At 73.5% G+C, this 26,381-nt stretch carries 15 protein-coding genes; 8 read left to right on the top strand and 7 right to left on the bottom strand.

Annotated features, from left to right (window positions below):
- Positions 1 to 53 precede the first annotated feature (53 nt).
- Complete coding sequence (locus tag C1A33_RS26885) at positions 54 to 752, bottom strand: transcriptional regulator (RefSeq protein ID WP_480014759.1); 699 nt, start codon at positions 750 to 752, stop codon at positions 54 to 56.
- A gap of 800 nt (positions 753 to 1,552) precedes the next feature.
- On the opposite strand from C1A33_RS26885, the gene C1A33_RS26875 reads away from it, so the two are divergent.
- On the top strand, positions 1,553 to 2,812 hold the full coding sequence (locus C1A33_RS26875; RefSeq protein WP_101834408.1) for a hypothetical protein: 1,260 nt from the start codon (positions 1,553 to 1,555) through the stop codon (positions 2,810 to 2,812).
- 302 nt (positions 2,813 to 3,114) lie between these two features.
- Here the strand turns inward: C1A33_RS26875 and C1A33_RS26870 are convergent, their stop codons facing one another.
- Together C1A33_RS26870 and C1A33_RS26860 are read right to left on the bottom strand one after the other, a co-directional pair.
- Entirely contained in the window at positions 3,115 to 4,314 is a 1,200-nt protein-coding gene (locus C1A33_RS26870; protein WP_243407986.1) for an MFS transporter, read from the bottom strand.
- A 309-nt stretch (positions 4,315 to 4,623) separates the two neighbouring features.
- Positions 4,624 to 5,496: a rhomboid family intramembrane serine protease gene (locus tag C1A33_RS26860; RefSeq protein ID WP_101834431.1), complete on the bottom strand. Its 873-nt coding sequence runs from the start codon at positions 5,494 to 5,496 to the stop codon at positions 4,624 to 4,626.
- A 178-nt stretch (positions 5,497 to 5,674) separates the two neighbouring features.
- Between C1A33_RS26860 and bioA the strand changes: the two genes are divergently transcribed.
- Positions 5,675 to 7,000, top strand: a complete 1,326-nt coding sequence (gene bioA / locus C1A33_RS26855) for an adenosylmethionine--8-amino-7-oxononanoate transaminase (RefSeq protein WP_243407985.1) — start codon at positions 5,675 to 5,677, stop codon at positions 6,998 to 7,000.
- 445 nt (positions 7,001 to 7,445) lie between these two features.
- Positions 7,446 to 9,533, top strand: a complete 2,088-nt coding sequence (locus C1A33_RS26850) for a sensor domain-containing diguanylate cyclase (protein WP_243407984.1) — start codon at positions 7,446 to 7,448, stop codon at positions 9,531 to 9,533.
- A gap of 9 nt (positions 9,534 to 9,542) precedes the next feature.
- On the opposite strand, the gene C1A33_RS26845 is transcribed toward C1A33_RS26850, so the two are convergent.
- From C1A33_RS26845 to C1A33_RS35315, 3 genes are all read right to left on the bottom strand, one after another.
- Positions 9,543 to 10,373, bottom strand: coding sequence for a bifunctional 5,10-methylenetetrahydrofolate dehydrogenase/5,10-methenyltetrahydrofolate cyclohydrolase (locus C1A33_RS26845; RefSeq protein ID WP_101834404.1), 831 nt, complete (start codon positions 10,371 to 10,373; stop codon positions 9,543 to 9,545).
- A gap of 268 nt (positions 10,374 to 10,641) precedes the next feature.
- Positions 10,642 to 11,241 carry a TetR/AcrR family transcriptional regulator gene (locus tag C1A33_RS26840; RefSeq protein ID WP_101834426.1) on the bottom strand — a complete coding sequence of 200 codons (600 nt, stop codon included), beginning with the start codon at positions 11,239 to 11,241 and terminating at the stop codon, positions 10,642 to 10,644.
- 468 nt (positions 11,242 to 11,709) lie between these two features.
- Positions 11,710 to 13,512, bottom strand: coding sequence for a hypothetical protein (locus C1A33_RS35315; RefSeq protein WP_243407983.1), 1,803 nt, complete (start codon positions 13,510 to 13,512; stop codon positions 11,710 to 11,712).
- 346 nt (positions 13,513 to 13,858) lie between these two features.
- Here C1A33_RS35315 and nicT point away from each other — a divergent pair, with 346 nt between their 5' ends.
- Positions 13,859 to 15,052: a Nickel transporter NicT gene (gene nicT, locus C1A33_RS26830; RefSeq protein WP_101834402.1), complete on the top strand. Its 1,194-nt coding sequence runs from the start codon at positions 13,859 to 13,861 to the stop codon at positions 15,050 to 15,052.
- 395 nt (positions 15,053 to 15,447) lie between these two features.
- Here the strand turns inward: nicT and C1A33_RS26825 are convergent, their stop codons facing one another.
- Positions 15,448 to 16,206, bottom strand: coding sequence for an SDR family oxidoreductase (locus tag C1A33_RS26825; protein WP_207770522.1), 759 nt, complete (start codon positions 16,204 to 16,206; stop codon positions 15,448 to 15,450).
- 250 nt (positions 16,207 to 16,456) lie between these two features.
- Between C1A33_RS26825 and C1A33_RS26820 the strand changes: the two genes are divergently transcribed.
- From C1A33_RS26820 to C1A33_RS26805, 4 genes are all read left to right on the top strand, one after another.
- Positions 16,457 to 18,157, top strand: coding sequence for a TIGR02677 family protein (locus tag C1A33_RS26820; protein WP_101834400.1), 1,701 nt, complete (start codon positions 16,457 to 16,459; stop codon positions 18,155 to 18,157).
- Entirely contained in the window at positions 18,154 to 19,437 is a 1,284-nt protein-coding gene (locus C1A33_RS26815; RefSeq protein WP_101834398.1) for a TIGR02678 family protein, read from the top strand. Before C1A33_RS26820 ends, C1A33_RS26815 begins: the two co-directional genes overlap by 4 nt.
- Positions 19,438 to 19,574: 137 nt before the next feature.
- Positions 19,575 to 23,816, top strand: a complete 4,242-nt coding sequence (locus C1A33_RS26810) for a TIGR02680 family protein (protein ID WP_207770521.1) — start codon at positions 19,575 to 19,577, stop codon at positions 23,814 to 23,816.
- Entirely contained in the window at positions 23,813 to 25,366 is a 1,554-nt protein-coding gene (locus tag C1A33_RS26805; RefSeq protein ID WP_165818604.1) for a TIGR02679 family protein, read from the top strand. The genes C1A33_RS26810 and C1A33_RS26805 overlap by 4 nt, the downstream gene beginning before the upstream one ends.
- Positions 25,367 to 26,381 lie beyond the last annotated feature (1,015 nt).

Genomic DNA, 26,381 nt, shown 5'->3' with positions numbered 1-26,381 from the left:
GAAACCCCAGGTATGCGGTTTTTCCCGGTGGGCGCGGGGTGGCGCCCGCATCCTCAGGTGGTGTTGAGCCGGGTGGCGAAGACGGCGGCCTGGGTGCGGCTTTCCAGGCCGAGCTTCGCCAGCATGCTGGAGACGTAGTTCTTCACGGTCTTCTCGGCGAGGAACATGCGATTGGCGATCTGCCGGTTCGTGAGCCCCTCGGCGATGAGGCGCAGGATTCGCCGCTCCTGGTCGGTGAGCCCGGCGAGTCGCTCATCCTCAACCGGTCCCTCCCGCAGGCGCACCAGCACCCGTGGGGTCACCGCCGGGTCGAGCAGGGACTTGCCGGCGGCCACCTGGCGCACGGCGTCCACGAGCGCGGTGCCCCGGATCTGCTTGAGGACATAGCCCGCCGCGCCCGCCATGATCGCGGTGAACAACGCCTCCTCGTCGTCGAAGGAGGTGAGGATGAGGCAGGCGATGTGGGGATCGGCCGAGCGCACCTGCCGGCACACCTCGATGCCGCTGCCGTCCTCGAGCCGTGCGTCGAGGACAGCGACGTTGGGGCGCAACGCCATGATCTGCCGCAGTGCCTCGTCGGCGCGGCCGGCCTCGCCGACCACCTCGACGTCGGAGACCTCGGCGAGGAGGTCTCGCAGGCCGCGACGTACCACCTCATGGTCGTCGAGAAGGAAGACCCTGATGGATCCGGTGGCGGGCGCGGAGACCGCCGCGCTGCCGGCGCCGGACCCGTCCGCCAGTTCGTCTGACACCGTTGACTCCGCCCGACCTCGCTGTCGTAAGAAGACCGTCGCTGTATGTCACGTCCGGCAAGCAGAATATAACGCTCTCTGGCCACCGCCCAGGTTGGCTTGGCCGAACGGGCGAAGCGACGTGCAACGCGGGAATCGCGCCGACGGGGTCGCGCTGGCCGTCTGCGGGTGCCATCCGGAACGGGTGGCCGGAAGGCCGGCACCGACGGAGAGACAGCTCTGGCAATCCAACAACCGCTATGTGTAGTTCCCCGATATGATCGCACTCTGAATGTGATGCGGTAGAACCCGCATCGCGCCGCCGGCCACCGGCCGGGCGACCAGAGGGTCGAGGGGCACGCGCGGTGCCCGACTGGGTGCCCGCGTGCGTGCGTGTCGCCGTGATCGCCGCGCCGGACGGCTACTGCTCGGCGTGCATCAATGATGTCCGAGTTGACGCCAGTTTGCGACGCTATGTCGCCAGTGTGTCGAAACACACCCCGATGCGGAGCGCGCCGGACCCGTCCGTCAGAATGCGGTCCTCGTTCGCGGCCGGTGTCCAGGCCGTCCATCTCGGAGGTGGGCGCAGGCGCCGCCGGTCGTCGGCGCGATCGTCCCGCCCATGACGCAACGGCGCCGGGCGCGGGGCGGACGGCCGCATCGGTGCGCTCGCCGGGCATCCGGCGCGGACGGGAGCCCCGACGGTGCGATGCCGCCGGGTCAGCGCCCGACTTGTGTGACGCCGACAGCGTGAAGGACCGACACCGTGAACGAAAGGACGTGCGTCCGTGCGATGGGGTAAGAGCGACGACCCGGTGCCCATGACGGTCGAAGCGAGGATCGCGACACTGCTTGCGGCGCAGATCGAGGCCAGCCCGGCGGCTGACGGCAGGGTGAGCCGATCCTGGTCCCTGGCCGGGAGCGTGGACGACGCCGCGACGGTCACGTACCGGGTCTCGGCGACGGTCACCCGGCACGTCCCGGCCGGCCCGGGTGAGGCCGTCGACGGGGCCAGTCCGGCGCCCGTGGCCGGCCTGGCCGGCGACACCGCCGCGGGGGCCGACACCGCCGCGGGGGCCGACACCGCCGCGGTGGTGGACCTGACCCTGTCCTACGAGCAGCTCGCGCGCTTCCGCGACGCCCTGGGCGCCGACGGCTACGTCGTCACCGACGTCTTCGAGGGCTGGCGCACCGTGGCTCTCGAGGTCACGCCCGCCGTGCCCGCCTCGGCCGCTCCCACGACCCGCCGTGGCCGCAAGGCCGCCGCCGCGGCCGAGCCGGCAACGGCCGGAGCCGAGCCCGAGGCGGCTTCCGGCGAGGCCGCGCCGGAGACCGCGGACGGGCCCGAGCAGCCCGCCGAGTCCGCGCCGAGCGCCGAGCCGCTGTCCGGCGCCGAGCCGCCGGCCGAGGCGTCGACTGAGCCCGCCGAGCCCGCGGCCCCCGCGTCGCTCGCCGGGCCGGCTGACGAGGAGACGCCCGCCGCCGGGCCCGGTGTGACCACCGCCTCCGCAACGGCGCCCACCGACGGCGCGACCGTCGAGGCTGTGGCGACCGAGGAGCCTGTGGCGACCGAGGAGCCTGGGGCGACCGACGGGGACTCCGCGCAGGCCCGCCAGGACGACGCGCCGACCCCCACCGCGGAGCCCGCCGACGAGCGGCCCGCCGCGGAGCAGCCCGCGACCGGCGCCGAGCTCGTCGCCGCTGCCGAGCCGACCGCGGCGGAGCAGACGGCGGCGGCCGAGCCCAAGGAGGGGGCGGCCGGCTCCGAGCCCGCCACGGACACGTCCGCGGAGCAGGCCGGGGACGTCGTGGCGCAGCGCGACCCGGCGGAGGAGGAAGCCGCGCAGGAGAAGGAGAAGGACGAGGGCACCACCTCGCAGCGGCGGGGACGCAGGCGCCGCGGCGACGGCGACGTCTCCCGGCCGCGAACCCGCCGCGGGCTGCTGGGCCGGCGCCGTCCGGTCGAGGCGGCCGCCGCCGCGGCGACACCGGCCGCCGCGACCACGACCGCCGAGACCGCCGGTGACGACGCGCCGGCCGCCGACACCACCGGCGCGGCGAGCGAGAACACCGCGCCCTGATCGTCGGCCGGTCCCGGCCCCGAGCCGCCGGTCGGGGACCGGGACCGGGACCGGCGGCTCGGGGCCGCGGCCGACGCAGGCGCGCCCGCGGACCGCCGTGTGCCCGCGGACCGCCGTGTGCCCGCCGACCGCCGTGTGCCCGCCGACCGCCGTGTGCCCGTGCGTCACGACCATGGAACAACCGTAGGACGGGCAGCCCAGATTGTCGAACGCATGTTCGTTGCCTGTGGATGGCCCGCCCGTGACGCCGGCCGGCGACCGCCGGGTCGAGGCGCCGTCCGCGGAGAGGGGTGGCGAAGGGTTCAGCCGGGGGTGGTGTTTGGCAGGCAGCGGCGCCCGCACAGGGCCGCGAGGCCGGCGAGCAGGCCCGCCGCGGCCGGGACGAGGAAGCCGAGCCGGGCGCCGCCGCCGTCGACCAGGTGGCCGGCGACCGGCGCGCCCAGAGCGACGCCGCTGGCCACGGCCATGGTGAGCCAGGCGAAACCCTCGGTGCGTGACCGCGGCGGGACGAGTCGCTCCATCGTCGCGTTCGCACTGATCATCGTCGGGGCGGCGGTCGCGCCGGCGAGGACGGCCAGCGGGATCATCGCCCACACGGTGACGCCGGCGAGGGGCAGCGCGAACCCGGCCGCGAGCAGTGCCACCGCCCGCAGCAGCCGGGCCCGCGGTGGGCGGTGGGACGCGCGGGCACCGTGGAGCAGGCCGGCCACCCCCGAGCCGGTGGCGAACAGGCCCAGCAGCAGCCCCCCGACGGCGGCCAGCCCCTGCTCCCGGGCGAAGGCGACCATGGAGACGTCGACGCCGCCGAACCCGACCCCGATCGCGAAGACGATCGCGACGAGCACCCGCGCGGCCGGCTGTCGCATGATCCGTACCGGTGGGCTCGCGGCCGGCGGCCGCGGGCCTGGATCGGTGTCGCGCTGCGCGGCGAGCCCGGCGGCCCCGATCATCAGCAGCATCGTCGAGGCGATCAGCCCCCCGGCCGGCGCCACCAGCGTGACCAGTGCCGTCACCAGGGTGGGCCCGACGACGAACACCAGCTCGTCGATCGCCGCCTCCAGCGCGAAGGCGCTCGGCAGCAGCGGTGAGCCCGCCAGCAGCATGCTCCACCGGGCCCGTGCGCAGCTGCCGACGGGCGGCAGGCACGCGCCGGCGATCGCGGCCGCGGCGAACCACAGCGGCCGCGGCAGGCCCGCCCAGACGGCCACCAGCAGCGCGGCCACCCCGAGCAGGTGGCCGACGAGCGCGACGAGCAGCACTGGGGCCTGACCGCGACGGTCCAGCAGCCGGCCCACCCCGGGGGCGCAGACGGCCTCGCTGATCGCGGTGGCCGCCGCGACCGCGCCACCGAGCGCGTACGAGCCGGAACGGTCCTGGACGAACAGCACGGTGCCCAGCGCGTGCATGGACAGGGGCAGCCGCCCGACGATGGAGGCCGGAATGAACCGCCGGACGCCGGGTGTCGCGAGCGTCCGCCGGTAACGGCCCGCCCGCGCCGGCACGGCGGGCGCGGCCGGTGCTCCCGCGGGCGTGGCGGACGCCGTCGCGGCCGATGCGGCCGGCGGGGCCGATGGGACCGACGTGGCCGGCTGGGCTGATGGGACCGACGTGGCCGGCGGGGCTGATGGGAACGGCGGCGCCGATGGTGGCAACGAGGCCGAGGAGGCCGGCGAGGCAGGGGGCGGGTCGGTCATAGCCGGCCCAGCCTGCCGCAGCGAGGCCGACCGATGCCACCCGAATTAGCCCAGCTCACGTGGGCTGAGCGGGACGAGGACGGCCAGCGGAGCGGGACGCGGCCGCCCCCGCGCCGGTCAGTAGCCGCGTCGGTGACGGGCGGCCGCCCCGGCGCCGCCGGTCCCGCGGACCCAGCGATGCTGCGGGACCCGGGGCGCGATGCCGGGCCCGGCGGCGCGCAGCTGACGGACGAACGGCAGGACCAGCAGTGCCCCGACCACGAATCCGACGACATGCGCGCCGTATGCCACGGCCCCGCCGTCGGCCACTCCGAAACCGGTGAAGTACACGTACTGGAGCGCGAACCAGAAGCCGAGCACGATCCAGGCCGGAAGCCAGAACGGCAGGAAGAAGAACACTGACACCAGCCCGATGACCCGGGCCCTCGGGAACAGCACCAGATAGGCGCCGAGAACCCCGGCGATCGCCCCGGAGGCGCCGATCAGGGTGTTCGAGGAATCGCTCTGGAACAGGGCAAAGCCGTAGGTAGCCGCGTACCCGCAGACCAGGTAGAACAGCAGGTAGACCAGCCGCCCCATGCGGTCCTCGAGGTTGTTGCCGAAGACGCCGAGAAAAAGCATGTTGCCGATCAGGTGCAGCCAGCTGCCGTGCAGGAACATGGCGGTCAGGGCGGACAGTGCCGGAATCTTGTGGAACGGCGGCGGTGACTGTGCGATGCATCCCGGATTGCCGGCGGAATCCACCCCGATGTGGCCCGAGTTCACGACGGTGAGCGCCGCGTTGTGCAGCAGCTCGCGGGGGATGGCGCCCCATTCCTGGAAGAACCGCTGCTGCTCGCAGACGTTCTGCGCCACCGACGTCCCGATCCCGGCGACGGAGGTCACGACGGGCTCGAGGAAAACGAAGATCACGACGTTGGCGGCGATCAGGAGCCAGGTCATGACCGGACGCCGGCTCAGCGGGTTGATGTCGTGAATCGGGATGACCACGTCGACCATCCTGCCTGTTCGGTCGGCCGGCGGCACGGCCGGGTGAGGGCGCGGGCGGGCGGACGTGAGGTGGGTCGCGCGCGCCCGGCAGCCGATCGTCGTCATGGGCCACAGTGGAGGCGTGCATCCACACTCGCCGAGCACCGATACCCCCACCGTTTCCGGCGCCGCGACCACCGTGACCGCGAGGGACGCCGCAGGCGCGGGGCACACCGCGGTGGTCGGCCACGGTGATCTCGTCGCCCGGGATCGGCGGGTGGTGTGGCATCCGTACGCGTCCGCGACCGCGACGGCACCCCTGTTCGGCGTCCGATCGGCCCGTGGCGTCCGGCTGACGCTGACCGACGGTCGCGAGCTGGTCGACGGCATGTCGTCGTGGTGGGCGGCGATCCACGGCTACCGCCATCGCGTGCTCGACGAGGCGGCGCGCACGCAGCTCGACGCCATGTCGCACGTCATGTTCGGCGGCCTGACCCACGAGCCCGCGGTGCGGCTCGCCGAGACGCTCGTGGCGATCACCCCGGCGCCGCTGCGGCGGGTGTTCCTGTGCGACTCGGGATCCGTCGCCGTCGAGGTCGCCATCAAGATGGCGCTGCAGTACTGGACCGGGCGGGGGCACCCGGAGCGGACGCGGCTGCTGACGATCCGCCGCGGCTACCACGGCGACACCTCCGGCGCGATGGCCGTGTGCGACCCGGACGCCGGCATGCACCACCTGTTCAGCCAGCTGCTGCCCCGCCACCTGTTCGCCCCGGCGCCGACCTGCGCCTACGACGAGCCGTGCACCGACGCGCATGTCGCGCCGTTCGAGGAACTGCTCGCCCGGCACGCCCACGAGGTCGCGGCGGTGATCCTCGAACCGGTCGTGCAGGGTACCGGCGCGATGCGCTTCTACGCGCCGGCGTGGCTCGCCCGGGTGCGCGAGCTGTGCGACGCGTACGGGGTGCTGCTGATCGCCGACGAGATCGCGGTCGGTTTCGGTCGCTCGGGGGAGCTGTTCGGCTGCGACCACGCGGGGATCAGCCCCGACATCATGTGCCTGGGCAAGGCGCTGACCGGCGGCTACCTCTCGATGGCGGCCACACTGTGCACCGACGAGGTGGCCGCGGGCGTGTCCGACTCGCCGGCCGGGGCGTTCATGCACGGCCCGACGTTCATGGGCAATCCACTGGCGAGCGCGATCGCGAACGCGAGCGTGGAACTGCTGCTGTCCTCGCCGTGGCGGGCCCGCGTCGCGGAGGTCTCCGCCGGGCTGCGCGCCGGCCTCGCCCCGGCCGCGGACCTGCCGGGCGTCGCGGACGTGCGGGTGCTCGGCGCCATCGGCGTCATCGAGACGCGCGAGCCGGTCGACATGGCGGTGATCCAACCGCTGCTGGTGGACCTCGGCGTCTGGGTGCGTCCGTTCGGCCGGCTGGTGTACACCATGCCGCCGTTCGTCATGGCGCCCGCCGACGTCGCGACGCTGACCGGCGCCATGGTCGAGGCGGTCGCCCGGACCACCTGATGCGTCCGGGTGATCCGTCACCCGCGGACACGGGCGACGGGCGGGTCCGGCGGCGGGAACCAACGGCGGATGGTCCGGCGCTGGTCCGGACTTCGGCCCGACGTGGTCCCCGACGCGGAGCCACACGTCCCCCCCGGCGTGTCGTGTGTGGTCTCTGCGCGGGCGTCGGTCACCTGACAGAGAGCCGGCGCCCCGCCGGCTGTCACTTTCGGCATCGGATTCGTCGCCGCAGGTCAGCTGGCATTTCCGCAACCGGATCGCGCCGGGGAATGCGCGACCCGCGCCGGTAAGCCGACCCAATGCGACGGTTGCGAATCCCGCGAGCGGCTTCGTACTCTTCGTTTTCGATGATTCACTGTGAGTAGCAAAGACAAGGTTGGATTCACCCGGGCGGTTCCGGCCCGTTACCGCGGCCGCGAACGAGAACGAGGAAGGCCATCCGCCAATGCCGTTACGCCTACGACTGCCAGGCCGCGCGGGTTCCGTTCTGCTGGGTGTCGCCCGCGGTCTGCGGCGCCGCGGGTCACGGTCGCGCGCGCCCTGGCGCGGGCTGGCCTGGAACCGCCGGTCGGGCGAGCGGGCACCGGCCGCGCCGCCGCCGACCGCCGCCGCCTGCCCGTTGGCGCTGCGCCTGGCCGGCGTCACCATGCCCGCGGTCAACCCCGCCGGCCCCGCGGCCGTCCGGGCAGGTCCGGACCAATGCGCCCCCGCCGGGCAGGCCGACCCGGCACGGTCGGCGACCTCCACGCCCGCCACACCGGTGACGGCCTCCGCGAGCGCGGCGGCGGGCGTCTCCCCCGCGGTGGCGCCAAGGTCGGGTCCCTGCGGCCCGACGATGGTCGGCACGGACAGGGCTGGCTGCGGGGTGCCTGGCTCCGGGGTGCCTGGCTCCGAGGTGGCGGGCCCGGGGATGGTCGGCTCCAAGATGGCCGCCGCGGGAGTGGCCGCCGCGGGAGTGGTCGGTGGGGGCCGGGCGGTCCGGCCGCGGATCGCGGTCGCGCGCCTCGTCGGGTGCGGCTGGATGCTGTGGCGGGCGCCCCGGGCGGTCGCGCGCCGCATCGTCCTGGTCGGCCTGGCCTGGTTGGCGCTGTGCGGGTTCGCGCTGTCGGGGCTGCGGTGGCGGTGGACGGACCTGATGGCGTTCGGGGCGTTCCTGGCGCTCGGCGCCGTCGCGGTCGCCGCGGCCGCGCGGCTCGGTGAGGATCTGGCGGTTCCCCGGATCGCCCGGCACGATCTGCTCGCCACCTGGGCGGTCGCCGTCGCCGTCCTGCTGCCGCCGTTCTACCCGGCGGTGATCGGCCTGCCGCTGTGCTGGCTGTCCGGCCGGGCCGACCCGGTCCGGCCCCCGCACCTGCGGATGTTCCAGGCGGCGACACTGGGCATCGCCGGTTACTGTGCCTCCGCCGTGCACCTGCTGCTGAGCCCGGACGGGGGCCGGGCGACCGTGGACGGCCTCGTCGGCTCGGGCCCCGCGGTGGCGGCGTTCCTGGCGGCCGTGGCGGTCTTCCCGATGGTCGCCTCCCTGCCCGCCCTCGGCATGGTCCGTGCGGGCCGCCAGGACGGGCTCGACGCCTGGCTCGGCGTCTCACCCCGGGCCACGATCGACCCCCCGGTCGGGCCGTACGTCACCGCGGGCGACCATGGCCCGAACGGGCTGGCCGGCCCGGGCCGGTCGGCCGCCGCGCCCAGCGCGCCCGTCATCCCCGGCAGGGCGGTGGTCGGTGCGCCGGGTGGCGTGGTGGGGACGGTGCCGGGTCGGGACGCGTCGCGGGTGGAGGCGGCCGGCGGCACCGTCGCCGGGCGCGCGGGACTGAGCCGGCATGCCGGCACGGAGGGGCTGGCCGGGTCACGGCTGCGACCCTCGCGGCACGAGGCGGTGCCGGCGCGGGCCGCGGAGATCTGCACGTCGATCATCGTGGCGGTGCTGTGGGCGGCGAGCCCGTTGCTGATCCTCGCGGTCGCCCCGCCGATGCTGCTGCTGCAGCGCAGCCTGGTGCACACCGACCTGCTGCACGCCGCCCGCACGGACGCGAAGACCCGGCTCGCGAACCCGGCCTACTGGCGCCAGGTCGCCGAGCGCGAGTTCGGCCGGGTCGGCCGGGACGGGCGGCCGCTGTCGGTGCTGCTCGTCGACATCGACCACTTCAAGCGGGTCAACGACCGCTTCGGGCACCTTGTCGGGGACGTGATCCTGGTGGCCGTCGCCGACGCGCTGCGGGCCGCGACCCGGCCCCGCGACCTCGTCGGCCGGTTTGGCGGGGAGGAGTTCGTGGTCCTGCTCTCCGAGATCGGGCGGGACAACGCGCTCGACGTCGCCGAGCGGATCCGCCGCCAGGTCGCCGGCACCCGCTGCGGGCAGGTGGACGGCGGCCCGCCGCTGTCGGTGACCGTGTCGGTCGGCGTCGCCACCCATCACGGGGCGCCGGGCGACCTGTCCGCGCTGCTCGCCCGCGCCGACAGCGCGCTGTACCGGGCCAAGGCGGACGGGCGCAACCGCGTCCGCCTGGCCGATCCGGTCTATGCGCCGGTGTGACCCGCGTGGTCAGCCCGGCTGGGCCGCGCGGATCGTGTTGCGCAGCAGCAGCATGGTCGTCACCGGGCCGACGCCGCCGGGCACCGGGGTGAGGGCGCCCGCGACGGGGGCGATCGCCGCCGCGTCCACGTCGCCGACCTCGCCGGCGTCCGTCACGGCGGTGCCGACGTCGATGACCGTCGCACCCGGCCGGACGAAGCCTGCGCCGATCAGGTTCGGCCGGCCGGTGGCCGACACGATGATGTCCGCCTCGTGGGCGATCGTCACCAGGTCCCGGGTGCGCGAGTGACACACGGTGACCGTCGCGTCCTCGGCGAGCAGCAGCAGCGACACCGGCTTGCCGACGACCGGCCCGCGGCCGACGACGCACACCCGTGCCCCGGCCATCGGCACCCGCGCCCGGGTGAGGATCTCCACCACGGCGGCGGCCGTCGCCGGCGCGAAACCGGGAAGGCCGAGGGCGAGCCGGCCCAGGCTCGCCGGGTTCATCCCGTCGACGTCCTTGTCCACTGGGATGCGCTCGCCGATCTCCCGCGAGCTCCCCCCGTCGGGCAGCGGGGTCTGCACGATGATCCCGTCGACGAGCGGGTCGGTGGCCAGGGCGTCGACGGTGTCGACGAGCGCCGACAGGCCGCCCGACGGCTCGTGCAGCTCGCACCGGATACCGACCTTGCCGGCGGTGCGCTCGATGATGTGGGAGTAGGAGCGGGCGGCCGGGTCCGCGGTGGGCAGGACCACGGCCAGGGTGGGGGTCTTGCCGGTGACGGTCAGCCGCTCGGCCTCGTCGACGACGTACCGGCCGATCTCGGCGGCCATGGACCGCCCGTCGAGCAACCTCATGCGGTGCTCCGATCTTCGCGTGCGTGGGTCGCGTGGGTCGCGTGGGTGCGGGGCGGGCGGGGCGCTCGGGTGGCTGGTGTGTACCCGGCGCGGGGGCGTCCCCGTCCGCGTGGGTCTGCGGACGGACACCCCTGCTGCCCGTTTCTGGCGCCGCCGTGCCCTGGTGTGCGAGCCTGGAGGCTTCTGCGTCCGGTCGCGGACGCTCGCTTGCTCGTACCGTAGCAAGGCCGCGCGGGCCGAAACCCACCAACGGGTCAGCGCCCGCGCGTCAGCGGGGGAGATCGCGCAGGATCAGGTCGAGACCGGCGAGGAACTGCGCCTCGTTGTCGTCGCGCAGGTGCGGCGCGACGTCGGACAGGTCGGGATGGCGATCCTCCGGCGGGCGCACCGCGGCGACCGGACCGCCCTCGGCGCCCGCGCCCTCGCGCTCGACCGCACGGGCGAGCTGGCGGGCCTCGGACAGGGTGTGCCCGAGCGTGTAGAACAGCAGCGTCTGGTAGACGTTCGCGGCGTCCACCGGGTCCATGCCGGCCCGGTGCAGCTGGGCGACGGCATGGTCGGAGCGCTCCCAGTAGGCGCCCACTCCCGGCGGTCGGCGCAGCACCAGCGGGGCGAGCGTCGGATGGGCGAGCAGGGAACGGCGCAGCTGGCGGAAGTTCTCCCGGATGTCGGCGCGCGGGTCGTCCGTCTCCGGCAGGGTCGCGGCGCCCTCGCGCACGACGCTGTCGACGAGCGCGTCGAGCAGGGCGTTCTTGCCGGTGAAGTGCCGGTACATCGCCGTCGGATCGCATTCGAGGAACGCGCCGAGCGCCCGCATGCTGAACGCCCCCGCGCCTTGCGTGTCGACGACCTGCATCGCCGCCGCCATCAGCACCTCACGCGACAACGTCCCCCGCGGCGTCCGTCGCGGTCGCCCCCGCCGCCCGCGACCCTCGCCACCCACTGCCCGCCCGTTGTCAGCGGACTGCGAACCCGTCGCCGGTTCGGTGCCCCCCAAGGGTTCGGCGCCGATGTGTCCGGTGCCACCGCCTGCCGACCCGGCCGACGCTGGCGGGTTCGCCGTCTCGTCCACGTCCTCGTCAATGCGACCATGATAATCAACGATGTTGACGCCGTCCCGCGCCGCCAACCGGGTGCCCCCGGCGTCACGCTGCCACGACCCGCCGCGGCAGCGCCGGGGCGCATCCCAACCTGGAACGCGACCTACGCGGGCCAGGGACTGAGCAGAGCGACGGACATGTCCGCGAAGTCCTTGATGCTGCACCTGCCCGGCGCGCTGCAATGACTGCAATGTAGGCATGGCGGATGCGCTGTATGCAGTATGCCTCTGCCGCGGTCAGGGGGAGGGGGCGGTGGTGAGGGGGTGACGGTGGGCGAGTTCGTTGGCCCAGGTCTGGATGCAGGTGGCGAGCTGGGAGTCGCTGAGGCTGGTCGGTGGGCCCGCGCAGGCGGTGGTCGGCGAGGTGCCGGGCTGGCCGGCGGCGGGTGATGGTCCCGGGCCCGCGCCGGGGCGGCCGGCGGTGGGGGAGGTGCTGGCGCCCGGGGTGTTCAGGGCGACGAGCTCGGTGGGGATGCGGTTGGCGTAGCTCATCGTCAGGCGGTAGACCACGCGGCCGTTGATCTCGACGTAGGACTGCCAGATGTCGTCGCGGACCGGGAGGAACTCGACGAGCTTCGCCCCGGAGCTGATCAGGCCGGGGTTGGCGGCGGCGATGTAGTCGGTGGCCGCGGCGACGAGCTGGTCGAGGTTGACGATGCGCGGGTCGTCGTCGGCCAGGACGGCGATGTCGAGCGGGTTGAGCTGGCCGTCGGTGACGGTGTCGGCGGGCACCGTCTCGTAGGCGACGAACTGCTGGGAGTCGCTGGCCCGCGGCCGCACCGGGGTGACCCAGTACAGCCGGCCGTCGGCGACGCGGCGCAGCAGGTAGTCGTCGACGTTGCCGAGCTGCACCGGCGAGCTCGTCGGCGCGAAGCCGAACATGCGCCGGTCGCGGACCTCCCGCCCGCCGGCCCACTGGGCGGCGGCGCGCTGCGCGTCGACGAGCGAGTCCGGGTACACCGGCCCGGGCAGCGTGCCGGGGCGGACGTCGGTGCGGTGCTCCAGGCGGACGCCGCCGTTCGAGGAGCCGCGGACGAGGACGACGCCGGCGGGGACAGCCACCGTCCGCGCGTGGTAGTGGATCTGCCTCTGCACGGGCAGGACGACGATCGGCTCGGCGCCGGCGCAGTACCCCCAGGCGTCGTCGGCGGAGAAGATGAGCCGCGGGAAACGGTCGTTGAGCAGGTTCGGCAGGCTGTTGCTGCGCTCACCGTCGAACGCCCGGTCAATGCGGTACTTTCCGCTGAAATGGCATTGCGTGGGCCGTTCGGAGCCTCCCCTCCATTCGACGACACCGTACATGGGGGTGTCGATCCCGCTGCCGTCGCGGATGGCGGACCAGGCGGCCGGGCGGCCCTTCGTCGCGTTCAGGTAGGTGAGTGTGCTGACGCGGAGCCGCACGTTCGCGATGTTCCCGGAACTCGCGCTCATCACGGCGATCGCGCCGTCGCGGGAGCCGACCCGCGGCTCGAACCCGGCCATGCTGAACGTGCCGCGGCGAATGCAGGTCGCCACGTCGCTGCCGTGCGGGCCGAGCAGGTCGCAGCGTTTCCCGTCGCCGCGGGCGTTGTCATTGATCAGCACGGAGACCGCCGTCGGCGGATGCGCTGGATCGGGCACGACGAACGTGGTACGCGCGCCGTAGAACCGGGCGAGGTCCTTGTCGTTGTCCCACACCGCCCGGACGAACTGGACGAGGCTGACGACGGCGAGCGTGATGCCGACGACGACGAGGATCGCCGCGGGCGTCGCCAGCCGCGTGGACGGCGCGCCCGCGTTCGCCCACCAGACGGCGACGATCAGCACTGTGCCGACCGCGCCGACCCCGAGAAACTGCCACCGCCATCCCGAGCCGACGAAATACCAGGCGTCGAGCCAGCGCCACAGGCCCAGATGCACCGGGCCGACGCCCGGCAGGAACACCGACACGAACACCCACCACACGAAGATCAGGGCCGGCCACCACAGCCAGAAGAAGGCCAGCCGCACCAACATCACGCGGAACTCGCGCCGAGCGTTCGACGTCGTCTTCGCCGCCATGTCCGACCGTCGCTCCTCGCGTTCGCCCCGTCCCGACACTGATCGCCACCTTGATACCAGCGTGGCGCGGACAGATACGGAGGAAACCGAGAAGCCGCACTGTCGCCGATCCGACCGCGTGAGCCGCACTTCCACCGGACCGGCCCGCGAGGTCCCGCCGGACCGCGCGACCTCGCGGCCGCGGCGATCAGCCCGGCGGCGTGGAACCACACCCCAGCAACGCATCGAGCCAGTTGCAACAATGTTGCAGGTACGAGATAGTTGCGGCGTTGGGATCCCGCCCGACCAGCACGATGTCCGGCCGATCCGCCGCGCCGGGTCCGCGCCGGTGACAAGGAGGCATGGCGTGGCCCATCCAGCGCCCGGCAGGGGCGGCCCCGGTCTCACCGAGCGGCTGGCCCGGTTCCACCGGAGCCTCATCCCGGCGGACAGACGCTCGCTGGCGGGCATGGCCGCCTTCATCATCCTGCTGCACGCGGTGGGCTTCGTCGTCCTGCTCACCCTGGTCACTCCGCACGGCTACCACCTCGGCGGCGACCACCCGGTCTTCACCGCCGGCGTCGGGGTGCTCGCCTACACGTTCGGCCTTCGCCACGCGTTCGACGTCGATCACATCGCCGCCGTCGACAACACCACCCGCAAGATCATCGCCGACAACACCGCCCGCGAGGCCGACGGGCACTCCGGGCTGCGTAAACCGCTGTCCGTCGGGTTCTGGTTCTCCCTCGGTCACTCCACCATCGTGTTCGCGCTGGCATTCCTGCTCTCGGCGGGCGTCAGATCCCTGGTCGGCCCGGTCGAGGACGACTCGTCGCGGCTGCACACCATCACCGGGGTCATCGGCCCGTCCGTGTCCGGTGTCTTCCTGTGGATTCTCGGAATCCTCAACCTCGCGGCCCTGATCGGCATTGTGAGGGTGTTCCGCGAGATGCGTCGCGGCACCTACGACGAGCAGGAGCTGGAGCGGCGACTGGACTCGCGCGGCTTCATGAACCGTTTTCTCGGCGGCCTGACCAGGACCGTCACCAGGCCCTGGAACATCTACCCCATAGGCGTCCTGTTCGGGCTCGGTTTCGACACCGCGACCGAGGTGGGCCTGCTCGTCCTCGCCGGTGGGGCGGCCGCGTTCGACCTGCCCTTCTACTCGATTCTCGTGCTGCCGATCCTCTTCGCCGCCGGCATGTGCCTCATGGACACCATCGACGGCGTCTTCATGAACGCCGCCTACGGCTGGGCCTTCGCCCGGCCCGTCCGCAAGGTCTACTACAACATCACCATCACGACCATCTCGGTCATCGTCGCGCTGGTCATCGGCACCATCGAACTCGTCGGCGTCCTCGCGGACCGGTTCACCATCGACTCCGGGCCGCTTGCCTGGATCGCGGCCGTCAACCTCGACTACGCCGGCTACGCCATCGTCGGCCTGTTCTTCCTCGCCTGGGCCGTCGCCCTGGCCGTCTGGTACTTCGGGCGGGTCGAGGAACGCTGGACCACCAGGGCGCCCTCGTCTCCGTCCACCACCACGACGGAACCGGTCTGACCATCCCGGATCCTCGGGCGGTCCTGCGGGACCAAGATAATCAACGGCGTTGACGACGTCCCGCGGCCGCTGATCAACGAGCACCGGGCTCAGAGCCGGGGCGAAGGCCGTCGGAATCGTCAGGATTCCCGACGCGCGCACCCGCTGCTCCGCCGGGAACACCCGGAACAGCACTCAGGCAGCGCAAGGTCGGGCGGACTGGCATGTGGTCAGACGTCTCGGTCGCCGGTGTCGCGGAGCTGCTCGATCCGCTGCGCGGACAGTCCGGTGAGCGCGGCCACGCTCGCGGACAGGGAGCCGTCGACGACCTGCATGGAGGCGACCATGCCTTGACGGACCTCCCGGAGTGATCTCGGGAGTTGGAGACGGCCGACGTATGAGCTCGCGACCGCCGCTTACGCGACGGTGAAACCACCGTCCACGGGCAGGATGCTTCCGGTGACCAGGCGGGCGCCGATCAGGTATTCGATCGCATCGGCGACGTCGGCGGCGGAGGCGATCCGGCCGGCAGGCACGCTGCTCGCGGCAGCGTCGAACTGGGCTCGGCGCTGATCCTCGGGGAGGAAGGACCACCAGGCGGTGTCCACGACTCCCGGGGCCACGGCATTGACGCGAACCGGCGCGAGCTCGGCCGCGAGCGGAGACACGATGCGCTCGATCGCTCCGTTCACGGCCGCGAGGGTGACCGTTCCGGGAAGGGCGGCCCGGGCACTGGCGGCCGAGATCATCGTGATCGACTCGGTGACCTTCGCCTCGCGAATCGCGTGGATGTAGTGGATGTAAGCGAACAGCTTGGCGGTGAACGCCGTCTCGACGTCATCGAGGCTGATCTCGCGGATCGGTCCGAGTCCGGCCGCGCCTGGGCTGAAGGCGAGCACAAGATGCTCGAACGGGCCGAATCGCTCGAGGAACGCCGCGACCGCGTCGCGGTCGGCGCCGTCGAGTTGCTCGACGCCGGCTACCCGACCGGCCAGCGCGGCGACCCTCCTGCCGGCGGCCCGCGAGCACGCGGAGTGGGCGACCGGAGTGCTGCGCACGATGGCCGTCCAGCAGGCCAAGCATCCCCTCATCCAGAAGGTGGGCCAGGTGGCGGAGAAGACGATGGACACCGTCCGGAACGCCGTCACACCAGGCTGAGCCAGGAGCACCGGCACCAGGAGTAAGGTCCAGCTTCCCGGCCACGAGACCGCGATCGTCGATCATGGCCCATCCACCCACCGCCCGCCACGACCGCTGCCGGCGAGTCCCGCTTGTCACCCCCTGGGACTGTCGTCGGAAGGCGGTCGCCGGAACTGCGACGAAGGCTCACCGGCGTGACGTCCTGGCGAGGCAGCGCGGATGGTCCCCAGCCGGACGCGTACGCTGGGTGTCCATCTGCGGACCCGTCGGAAACGCGCCGGATGGGTGTGTGGCGACCAGCCCGCGAACGTCTCGAGGTTCGCCCCCTTCGCCCATGTGACGGTGGACAAGGCCCCGCTGTACCGCGCCATCATGCGGACGTTCGTCCGGGCCAAGCGCAGGTTCAATGTTCATCTGCGTCCTGAGGACGTCCTGGAAATGCTGGCCCGAGAGCCGGGCCAGCACGGACTGGACCTCGGGGGAGTCACGGATGTCAGCGCCGAGCTGCGCAGCCTGGCCGGCTGGGGCAACCTGCGCGGCGATCCGGACACAAGCCGGGTCACCTCGGTCGAGGACTTCAACCGTCCCCGTTTCCTCTACCAGCTCACATCGGCTGGAGAGGCCGCCGAGACCGCGCTGGAGGCGTTCGACGAGGCGCTGGGCCGGCGCGGGGAGCTCCAGGCCGTCGCCCTGTCCGACATCCACAGCCAGCTGCGGGCGCTGCTCGCCCTGCTGGCGCAGCCCGAGATCGACGCGGCGAAGGCGCATCAGCTGCTGCGTGACCTGGCCGGCGTCTTTCGCGGGCTGGCGGACAACGCCCAGGCATTCATGGGGTCCCTGCAGCGCACCATCGACCTGCACGACGCCGACCTCGACGTCTTCCTGGCCTACAAGGAACAGCTCATCGACTATCTCCAACGGTTCATCCGCGATCTCGTCGTCACCTCGGCGCGGATTGTGGACGTCCTGGGGGAGATCGAGACGCACGACATGAGCCGGCTGCTGCGGGCGGTCGCCGAGCGCGAGGCCCGCGACGCGGCGCCCGACCTTGACCAGCCGCCCCGAACGACACAGCCAACACAGCCAACACAGCCAACACAGCCGGAGCTGACGCAGGGAGAGCCGGCCGGGTCACCAGCGGGCGGGGTTGTCGGCGAACGGCTGGCGTTGTGGACCGAGCGATGGGAGGGGCTGCGGCACTGGTTCGTCGGGAACCGGACGCACCCGCCGCAGTCCCGCCTCCTGCGGGAGCGGGCCCGGGCCGCGGTGCCGGCCCTGCTGTCGGTGGTGCTGGTCCTCAACGAGCGCAGATCGGGCCGCAGCGACCGGTCGGCGGACTTCCGCGCGCTCGCGCTCTGGTTCGCGCAGGCCCCGAGTGACGACGACGCCCACCGGCTGTGGCGCGTGTGCTTCGGGCTCGCCCCGGCCCGCCACCTCACGGTCGACGCCGCGACGCTGGAGGCGCGTGACGCCGAGCCGGTGCCCGCGTCGACGCCGTGGAACGAGGCGCCGCCGATCATGGTCGACATCCGGCTGCGGCGCACCGGGCGGTACGAACGCCGGGGCGCGCCCAACCGGGTCCGCGACCGCGCCGCCGAGCGACGGCTGCTGGCCGAGAAGCTGGCGGCCGAGGAGGAGGTGGTGCGGGCCGCGCGCCGTCGGCTCGCCACCGGCGAACCCGTGCGCCTGTCCGAACTGGCCGAGCTCGACGACCCGACCTTCCGGCTGTTCCTGACCGTCCTCGGGGACGCGCTCGCCCGCCGTCGCCCGGGGGAGCCGAGCGTCGTGACCAGCAGTGCCGACGGCACCCTGTCCATCTCGCTCACACCGACCGCCGACAGCGTGATCGCGACCATCCCCACCAGCGCGGGCCTGTTCACCGGCCCCGACCACGTCCTAGAAATCCACGACCTGCTGGAGAGCAACGACCTGCTGGAGAGCAGCGACCTGGTGGCGACCAGCGACCTGATGGCGGAGACGGCGTGACCGCCCCACGTCGCGACATCCCGCGCAGGGCGCGAGCCGGGTCGTCGTCGACGGCGGTCATCAACGCCCTCGACGCGCAGCGAGACGCCGAGCGCCGTCGGGCCATGCGCGCGATCCTGCGCCGCCCGCTGCTCGTCGCGCACGGTGCCGACGCCGACGTCTTCCGCCTTGTCCGCCGGCACCAGACGTGGCTGCGGGACTGGTTCACGCGGGAGACGGGCTGGTCGCTGCGGGTCGACCCGGAGGTGGCCCGGCTGGCGAAGATCCCAGCCGATCTGACCGACGGTACCCGGCCGGCCACCACGGGATCGGCCCAGCAGCCGTTCGGCCGCCGCCGGTACGTGCTGCTCTGCCTCGCCCTGGCCGGCCTGGAACGGGCCGACAACCAGATCACCCTGGGCAGACTTGCCGACGACGTGATGCTGGGCTGCGCCGCCCCGGAGTTCACCGAGGCCGGGATCAGCTTCAGCCTCGACAGCCGGGACGAGCGCGCCGACCTCGTCGCGGCCGTCCGTGTGCTGCTGGACCTCGGCGTGCTGCGCCGGGTCGCCGGCGACGAGACGACCTTCACCGCCGGCACCGGCGACGCCCTCTACGACCTGGACCGCCGGGCGCTGGCCGGCATGCTGGTCACCCGGCGCGGGCCGTCGACGGTCAGCGACAACCCGGGCCCGGCCGACCTGGACGGCCGGCTGGCCGCCGTCGTCGAGGAGCTGACGGCCGACACCGACGACGCACGTAACCTGGCCCGCCGCCACGCGCTGACCCGGCGCCTGCTGGACGACCCGGTCGTCTACCTCGCGGATCTGGACGAGGGCGAGCGGGCCTACCTGACCAGCCAACGGGCTGCCCTGACCCGGCGGATCACCGAGGCGACCGGCCTGGTCGCCGAGATCCGCGCGGAGGGCATCGCGATGGTCGACCCCGACGGTGACCTCACCGACACCCGGATGCCCGAGGACGGCACCGACGGTCACGCCACCCTGCTGCTCGCCGAGCATCTCGCCCGCGAGGGCGCCCGCCTCGGCCCGCAGGAGCCGATCGCCGTCGCGGACCTCGACGCCCACATGCGCGAGCTGATCGCCCAGCACCAGCGGCACTGGCGCAAGGGCGTCGCCGAGCCCGACGCGGAGGTCGAGCTGGTCGACCGGGCGCTGTCACGGATGCGCGCACTGGGCCTGCTGCGCCGGCGCGGGGACGACGTGTTCGCGCTGCCGGCGTTGGCCCGGTTCGCGCTCGGCGACCTGCGGGACGGCGGCGGTCAGGAGGCGCTGGCGTGACGTCCTGGACCGATTCCCCGTCCTGGACCGATTCCCCGCCCTCGACCGATGCCCCGCCCTCGCCACGGCTGGCACCCGGCGTCGAGACGGACGCCCGCCAGCCGGCTTCTGCGCCGGACGGCGCCCCGGGTCGGCCGGTGCCGACGACCGAGCGCTGGCAGCCGCTGCGCGCCGGCCTGGTCGACGTCTTCCTCTACGACGAGGAGGAGTTCCACTTCCACGAGGGCAACCTGCTGCTGCGCGGCAACAACGGCACAGGCAAGTCCAAGGTCCTCGCGATGCTGCTGCCGTTCCTGCTCGACGGCGAGGTGTCGGCCCACCGCGTCGAACCCGACGGCGACCCGAAGAAGCGGATGGAGTGGAACCTGCTCATGGGCGGGCGCCATCCCCACCCGGAGCGCCTCGGCTACAGCTGGCTGGAGTTCGGCCGGCTCGACGCGGCCGGCGCCGCCGAGTACCGCACGATCGGCGCCGGGCTGAAGGCGGTCGCCGGCCGCGGGTCGGTCACCACCTGGTTCTTCATCGCCGACGCCCGCGTCGGCGTCGACCTGAGCCTCGTCGGCCCGACCCGGACCGCGCTGACCAGGGAACGGCTGCGCGACGCCCTCGGCCCGCGTGGCAACGTCTACGAACAGGCGTCGCGCTACCGGCGCGCTCTGGACGAGGCGTTCTTCGGCCTCGGCGAGGACCGGTACGACGCGCTGGTCAACCTGCTCATCGCGCTGCGCCAGCCGCAGCTGTCGAAGAAGCCGGACGAGCGGGCACTGTCGGCGGCGCTGACCGAGGCGCTGACCCCGCTCGACCAGGCGGTGATCGCGGACGCGGCCGAGGCGTTCCGCGGCCTCGAGCAGGAGCAGTCGGACCTGCGCGGGTTCGAGGAGGCCCACGCGGCGGCCACCGCGTTCCTCGACCACTACCGACGCTACGCCCGGATCAGCGCGCGGCGCCGGGCTCGCGAGCCCCGCGCCGCGCAGGCCGCCTACGAGTCGGCGTCTCGCCAGCTGGGCGACGTCCGGGCGGAGCGGGAGCGGGTCGAGGCCGAGGCGATCCGGGTGGACGGCGAGGACAGGGAGAACGAGGAGCGCATCACCGCGCTCACCGCCGAACGGGACACCCTCGCCGCCCGCCCGGAGATGGACCAGGCCCGCGAACTCGCCCGACTGCAGCAGCGGATGTCCGAGCTGGAGCGCTCGGCCAACCGGGCCCGAGCCGAGCTGACGGCGGCGACGAGTCAGCGCGACGGGTTCGCCCGCCGGACCGCCGACGCGCGCCTGCGGGTCACGGCGACCACGGACGCGCTGGACCGGGCCGGCGAGACCGCCGCCACCGGCGCTGGCCACGCTGGCGTCGGCGCCGAGCACCAGGCGCTGCTCGCACCCCTGCACCTGCCCGACGGTCCTCCCGCCGAGCAGGTCGCGGAGGCCGCCCGGACCGCCCAGCGCGCGGCCGAGGACGTCACCCGCCGCCGCGAGGACGCCGTCAGGCTGGTCGCCCGCCTGACAGACGCCGACCGCCAGGCCCAGGACCGGTCGACCGATCGGCGCCGCGAGCGCGACAGGGCCCGGTCGGTCCTTGACGAGGCGGCCGAGGCCGCTGCCGGCGCCGAGGCCGCCCGGGAGGCCGCCGCCACCGCGTTCGTCGACGCGGCGCGCCGCCACCTCGAGGGCGCCGAGCAGCTGCGCCTGCCCGCCCTCGACGACGTCCTCGCCGCCGTCGCCGACTGGCTGGACGGCTTCGACGGGTCCAGTCCGCTGGTTGCCGCGGTCACCTCGCGCGCCCGCGAGCTGGAGAACGAGTTCGGTGCCGCCGACCAGCGGCTGGTTTCCGCCATCGGGGACGCGCGGGCGCGCGCGGGTGTCCTGGCCACCGAGCGCCGTGCGCTGGCCGAGGGGGCGCGACTGTCCCCGCCGGCCCCGCCGACCCGCGCCGCTGATCGGGATGGCCGGTCGGGAGCGCCGCTGTGGCAGCTCATCGAGCCGCGCGAGGCAGACCCGACGCCGTCGCAGGGCCCGACGCCGCCGCTGGGCCCGACGCCGCCGCTGGGCTCGGCGGAGATCGCCGGGCTGGAGGCGGCGTTGGAGGCGTCCGGACTGCTGGACGCCTGGCTCTGCCCCGACGGACGGCTGCTCGCCCCCGGCACCCACGACGTGGCCATCGTCGCCGACGGCGCCGGCGGGGGCCTGGTCGGCGGTGACCATCTCGGTGCGGTGCTGCGTCCCGCGGTCGACCGCTCCGACCCGGCCGCGGCCACCGTCCCCGACGCGATCGTCGCCGCCGTTCTGGCCCGGATCGGCTTCGTCCGCGCGGAGGCGTCCGGTGTGGCGGATCCGGACGCCGTCGCTCGTCTCGGCGACACCTGGGTCGCCGCGGATGGTCGGTTCCGCGTCGGGCGACTGCGCGGAGCCTGGGCCAAACCGGCGGCCCGCTACCTCGGGCACGCGGCGCGTGAACTGGCCCGCCGGACCCGCCTCATCGAGATCGACGAGGAACTGGCCGCTCTCGACCGGGAGATCGCCGAGCACGACGTGGCCCGCACGGCTCTGCACGAGCGCCGGGGAATGCTCAACGACGAGGTGGCCGGCGTCCCGGCGGACACCCCGGCCCGGCAGGGGTTCGCCGCCGCCCGCCAGGCCGACCGCGACCGGCGGCGGGCCGACGCGGCCCACCAGACGGCCATGCGTAACGCCGAAGAGGCCGAGGAGACGTCCCGACGGGCCCGGGCCGAACGCGATGAGACCGCCGCCCAGCTCGGCCTGCCCGTCGCGACCGACGATCTCGAGGAGACCCGGGAGGCGCTCGTCGCCTACCGCGTCGCCCTGTCCGCGCTGTGGCCCGCCGTGCGGGAACGCGCCGGCGCCGCGGCCCAGCTCACGCAGACCGAACAGGACCTGGCCGACGCCCAGGAGCAGGTCGCGCAGCGCGAGAGCCAGCACACCGGCGCCCGGACCGAGCACCTGTCGGCCCGCACGGCGTTCGAGACGATGGAACGCACGGTCGGCGCCGCCGTCGCCGAGGTGCAACGCCAGCTCGCCGCCGCCCAGCGCGGCCTGGAGACCGCCACCGGCCGCCGCCGCGAACTCAGCCAGCTCCGGCTGACGATCGCCGAGGCGGTCGGCCAGGCCCGCGGGCAGGAGAGTGGCCTGACCAGCCGGGTCGGGGAGCTCGCCGAGCAGCGCCGGCAGGCGGCCGGACGGTTGCGCCGGTTCGCCGCCGGCGGCCTGCTGGCCATCGCCCTGCCCGAGCTGGAGTTTCCCGATACCGGCCGGGAGTGGGCGCCCGACCCGGCGGTGCGCCTCGCCCGCCAGATCGACGCGGCGGTCGGCGACGTCGACGACTCCGACGCCGGCTGGGACCGGGTGCAGAAGCTCATCGCGGCCGAGCACGGCACCCTGCGGGAGGTGATGAGCCGCCATGGCCACCACGCCGCCGCGACCCTCACCGACGACGGCTGGGTGGTCGAGTCGACGTTCCGCACCCGCATGATGAGCCCGGCGGAGCTCGCGGACGCGCTGGGCGTCGAGGTCAGCGACCGGCGGCGCCTGCTGACGGAGCGGGAACGAACCATCCTGGAGAACCATCTGGTCAGCGAGGTCGCCAGCCACCTCCAGGATCTGATCAGCGACGCCGAGCACCAGGTCGAGCGGATGAACGCCGAGCTCGACGAGCGCCCCAACAGCACCGGCATGAAACTGCGCTTCCAGTGGCGCCCCGGCCCGGACGCGCCGGCGGGCCTCGGCCCGGCCCGGGAACGGCTGCTGCGCCAGGTCGCGGACGCCTGGTCGCCGGCGGATCGGGAAGCCGTCGGCGCGTTCCTGCAGGCGCAGATCAAGGCCGAGCGGGAGCGGGACGCCGCCGGGACCTGGCTGGAACACCTCGGCCGCGCCCTCGACTACCGCCGCTGGCACGTCTTCACCGTGCAGCGCTTCGCCGACGGCCAGTGGCGCTCCGCCTCCGGCCCGGCCTCGGGCGGCGAGCGGGCCCTGGCCGTCACCATCCCGCTGTTCGCCGCCGCTTCCGGCCACTACCGTTCGGCGAGCAACCCACATGCGCCCCGACTCGTCATGCTCGACGAGGCGTTCGCCGGGGTCGACGACGACGCCCGCGCATCCTGTCTCGGCCTGCTCGCCGTCTTCGACATGGATGTCGTCATGACCAGCGAGCGCGAATGGGGCTGCTACCCGACCGTCCCCGGCCTCGCCATCAGCCAGCTGTCGCGGCGGGACGGCATCGACGCCGTCCTGGTCACCCGCTGGCGGTGGGACGGCCGCCAGCGCCTGCCCGCCGGAGGCGCACGGCCCGCCGTCGCCGCGGACGTCGCCGGGGTGAGGAAACCAGACGGCGTCCCACCTGCCGAGCACACCCTGTGGGACGAGCCGTGAGCGCGGAACCGGTGGTCTTCCCCAAGGCAACCGACTCCGGTGCGACCGACTCCGGCTCAGCTGACGCCGAGGCAGATGCCGTCGTCGAGGCGGACGCGGACGGGGACGAAGCCGGGACGGTCGACGTCGCGCGGCTCGGGCGGCTGTTCGGGCCGTCGAACCAGTGGATCATCACGCGGTTACGGTCGCGGATGGAACGGGGCGGGTCTCTCACCGGCGGGCTGACGTTGCCGGACCCGTCCGAAGATCAGCGCGCCGCCCTCGCCGGCCTGCTCGGCCGCCGCCCTGGGGCGGGCCGCACCATGCGGGTCGAGCTCGCCGACCTCGACGAGGTCGTGCGGGGCAGCGGATGCGCGTCGAGCCTCGCCGCCGCCGTCGTCGCGCTCACCGGCCCTGTCGTCAACCGGTCCGCGCTCGCGGCCGAGACCGCCCGGGGCTGGCGGGCCGTGTTCGCCATGGCGGATCCCCTCGTGGACGCCCGCCCGCAGCTCGGGGCCTGGCGGGACCGGCTCGTCGCCACCGGTCTGCCGCGCCGGCTCGCCGATTCGCTCCAGGAGGGGCAGACGCTGATGGGGTCGGCGGTCCGCGTGCTGGACGCGCTGCCCGCCGACAGCGTCCCGATCTCCGTGTTCGCCGCCCGTGTGCTCGGCGACGGTCACGCTCTCGACGCCGACCGTCCCCTGTCCACCCTGGTGCTCGACGCCGTCGCCCTGCTCGGCCGATCCATCACCGCCCACAGCGCCGACACCGCCCACACCGTCAGCGGCGACGACGCCTACGACGTTGACGGTGATGCCGGCGACGTCATAGGCGCTGACGGCGACAGCGCTGACGGCGATAGCGCTGACGGTGACAGCGGGGAGGACGACGGCGGTGACAGCGTTGGCGGCTCCGAGGCGGATGAGGTGGCGGGGCGGGCAGCGCGGTCTGCCGAGTGGCGGAGAGAGGTGTGGGCCGCGGTCGGCGTCCTCGTCAGTGAACTGGCGTTGCCCGTGCTGACGCTGGGGCTGCCTGGCGACCGGCACAGCGTGACCGGTCGCGTCCTGGACCTGTGGCGGGCGGCCGGTGAGCCCGTCCACCTGTCGCTGCGCCATCTTGTCCGTGACCCGCCGCGGCTGGATGCGCTGGCCGGCACGGACGTGTTCATCTGCGAGAACCCGGCGGTCGTGAGCGCCGCCGCAGACCAGCTCGGCGCCCGGTGCCGGCCCCTGGTCTGCGTCGGGGGCATGCCGGCCGCGGCGGCCGCGTCGCTGTTGCGCCTGTTGGCTGAGGCGGGCGCCGTCCTGCGTTACCACGGTGACTTCGACTGGGGCGGCCTGGCCATCGCGAACACCATCACCACCCGTTTCGACGCCGTCCCCTGGTGCTTCGACCGCACGTACTACGAGCGTGCGCTGCGCCCTGGCCTCGCCGAGCTCACGGGCCGCCCTGTCCACGCCCGGTTCGATCCCGACCTGAGCGACGCTCTGGGCCAGCATCGTCGCCGGGTCGAGGAGGAAGCCGTCCTCGACGACCTGCTTGCCGATCTCATCTGCGACCCGCGCGCGTGATCCCGGCGGCGCGCCGAGCGCCTGCATCGGCCCTCGGCCTGACGGCGGGAACCGGCGATCACGTGCCGGTCGTCGGGGTCGGGTCGGGGAGTTCGATGGTCGGCACGAGCCGCTCAAGCAGCACAGTGCTGGTGGCTATCCGTGACTGTGGACGGGATCAGGCTCGTGGCCATGGACCGACGGATCGGGACCGGAAGGGGCGGGGGAGGCGACGGCACACCCGATTGTGCCTGGCGCAGGTTGCCGCCGGCGCTGCGCGTCGGGACAAGCGCGTCCGCGTCGAGCACGACTACGGCGAACTCAAAGAGGGCCTGGGCCTGGGGCCACTACGAAGGCCGATCGTTCGACGGCTGGCACCGCCACAGTCACCCGCGGCGACAGGATCACCCCGCTCCCAGGGAAGTTGACCTCCGCTGACTCCCCGGCGAGGGGGAGTGACGTGCGCCAGGTCGGCTGGTCGGTCCGATCCGCGCCTGGACCCCTGGTGGCCGTGGAGCGGTGGGAGGTGACCGCGCGATGGGCTGTCGGGCGGGATGACGCCGACGCTCATCACGAGCCGACGCGTCCACGCGGCCCTGGTGGTGTAGGCTTCTTCTTCGTCGCCCCACCGAACTCCACGGAGTCCGATGTCGCGTTGGACCACACTTCCTCCGAGGGGGCATAGACCCCCCGAGGAACAGGGCCTGCGGACGGTGCGATAAGGTGAGAAAGTGGCAATCACCGGTTGGTTCCGGAGAAATCCGGACCTCGGAGCGGATTTGACACGATCCTCCCGGAGCTCGTAGCCTGGAAACATCGCACGGAACGTTCTGGGAATGAGAGCGGGACGGGCGCGGGTGAAAGTAGTACCTGTTCGGCAGGGGTTCGTATCGCACGCAAAACGGCGATTTGACTCCCACCGGAGAGGCCGGTAAGTTTAAGACGCGCCAGGGGAAAGCCGAAAGGCTGGGATCTGGTGACGCGCCTGCTCCTTGAGAACTCAACAGCGTGCCGATTGTCAGTGCCAAATATGTTT

Source organism: Frankia canadensis, assembly GCF_900197875.1.
Classification (GTDB): domain Bacteria; phylum Actinomycetota; class Actinomycetes; order Frankiales; family Frankiaceae; genus Frankia; species Frankia canadensis.
The sequence above is the reverse complement of the archived record's forward strand: the minus strand, read 5'-3'. Positions and strand labels throughout refer to the sequence as shown.

Bases quoted from the DNA above. Each gene is read 5' to 3' on its own strand.
- C1A33_RS26845 (WP_101834404.1), bottom strand. From the start codon at position 10,373: ATGAGGTTGCTCGACGGGCGGTCCATGGCCGCCGAGATCGGCCGGTAC.
- C1A33_RS35315 (WP_243407983.1), bottom strand. From the start codon at position 13,512: ATGGCGGCGAAGACGACGTCGAACGCTCGGCGCGAGTTCCGCGTGATG.
- C1A33_RS26850 (WP_243407984.1), top strand. From the start codon at position 7,446: ATGCCGTTACGCCTACGACTGCCAGGCCGCGCGGGTTCCGTTCTGCTG.
- C1A33_RS26840 (WP_101834426.1), bottom strand. From the start codon at position 11,241: ATGGCGGCGGCGATGCAGGTCGTCGACACGCAAGGCGCGGGGGCGTTC.
- C1A33_RS26875 (WP_101834408.1), top strand. From the start codon at position 1,553: ATGACGGTCGAAGCGAGGATCGCGACACTGCTTGCGGCGCAGATCGAG.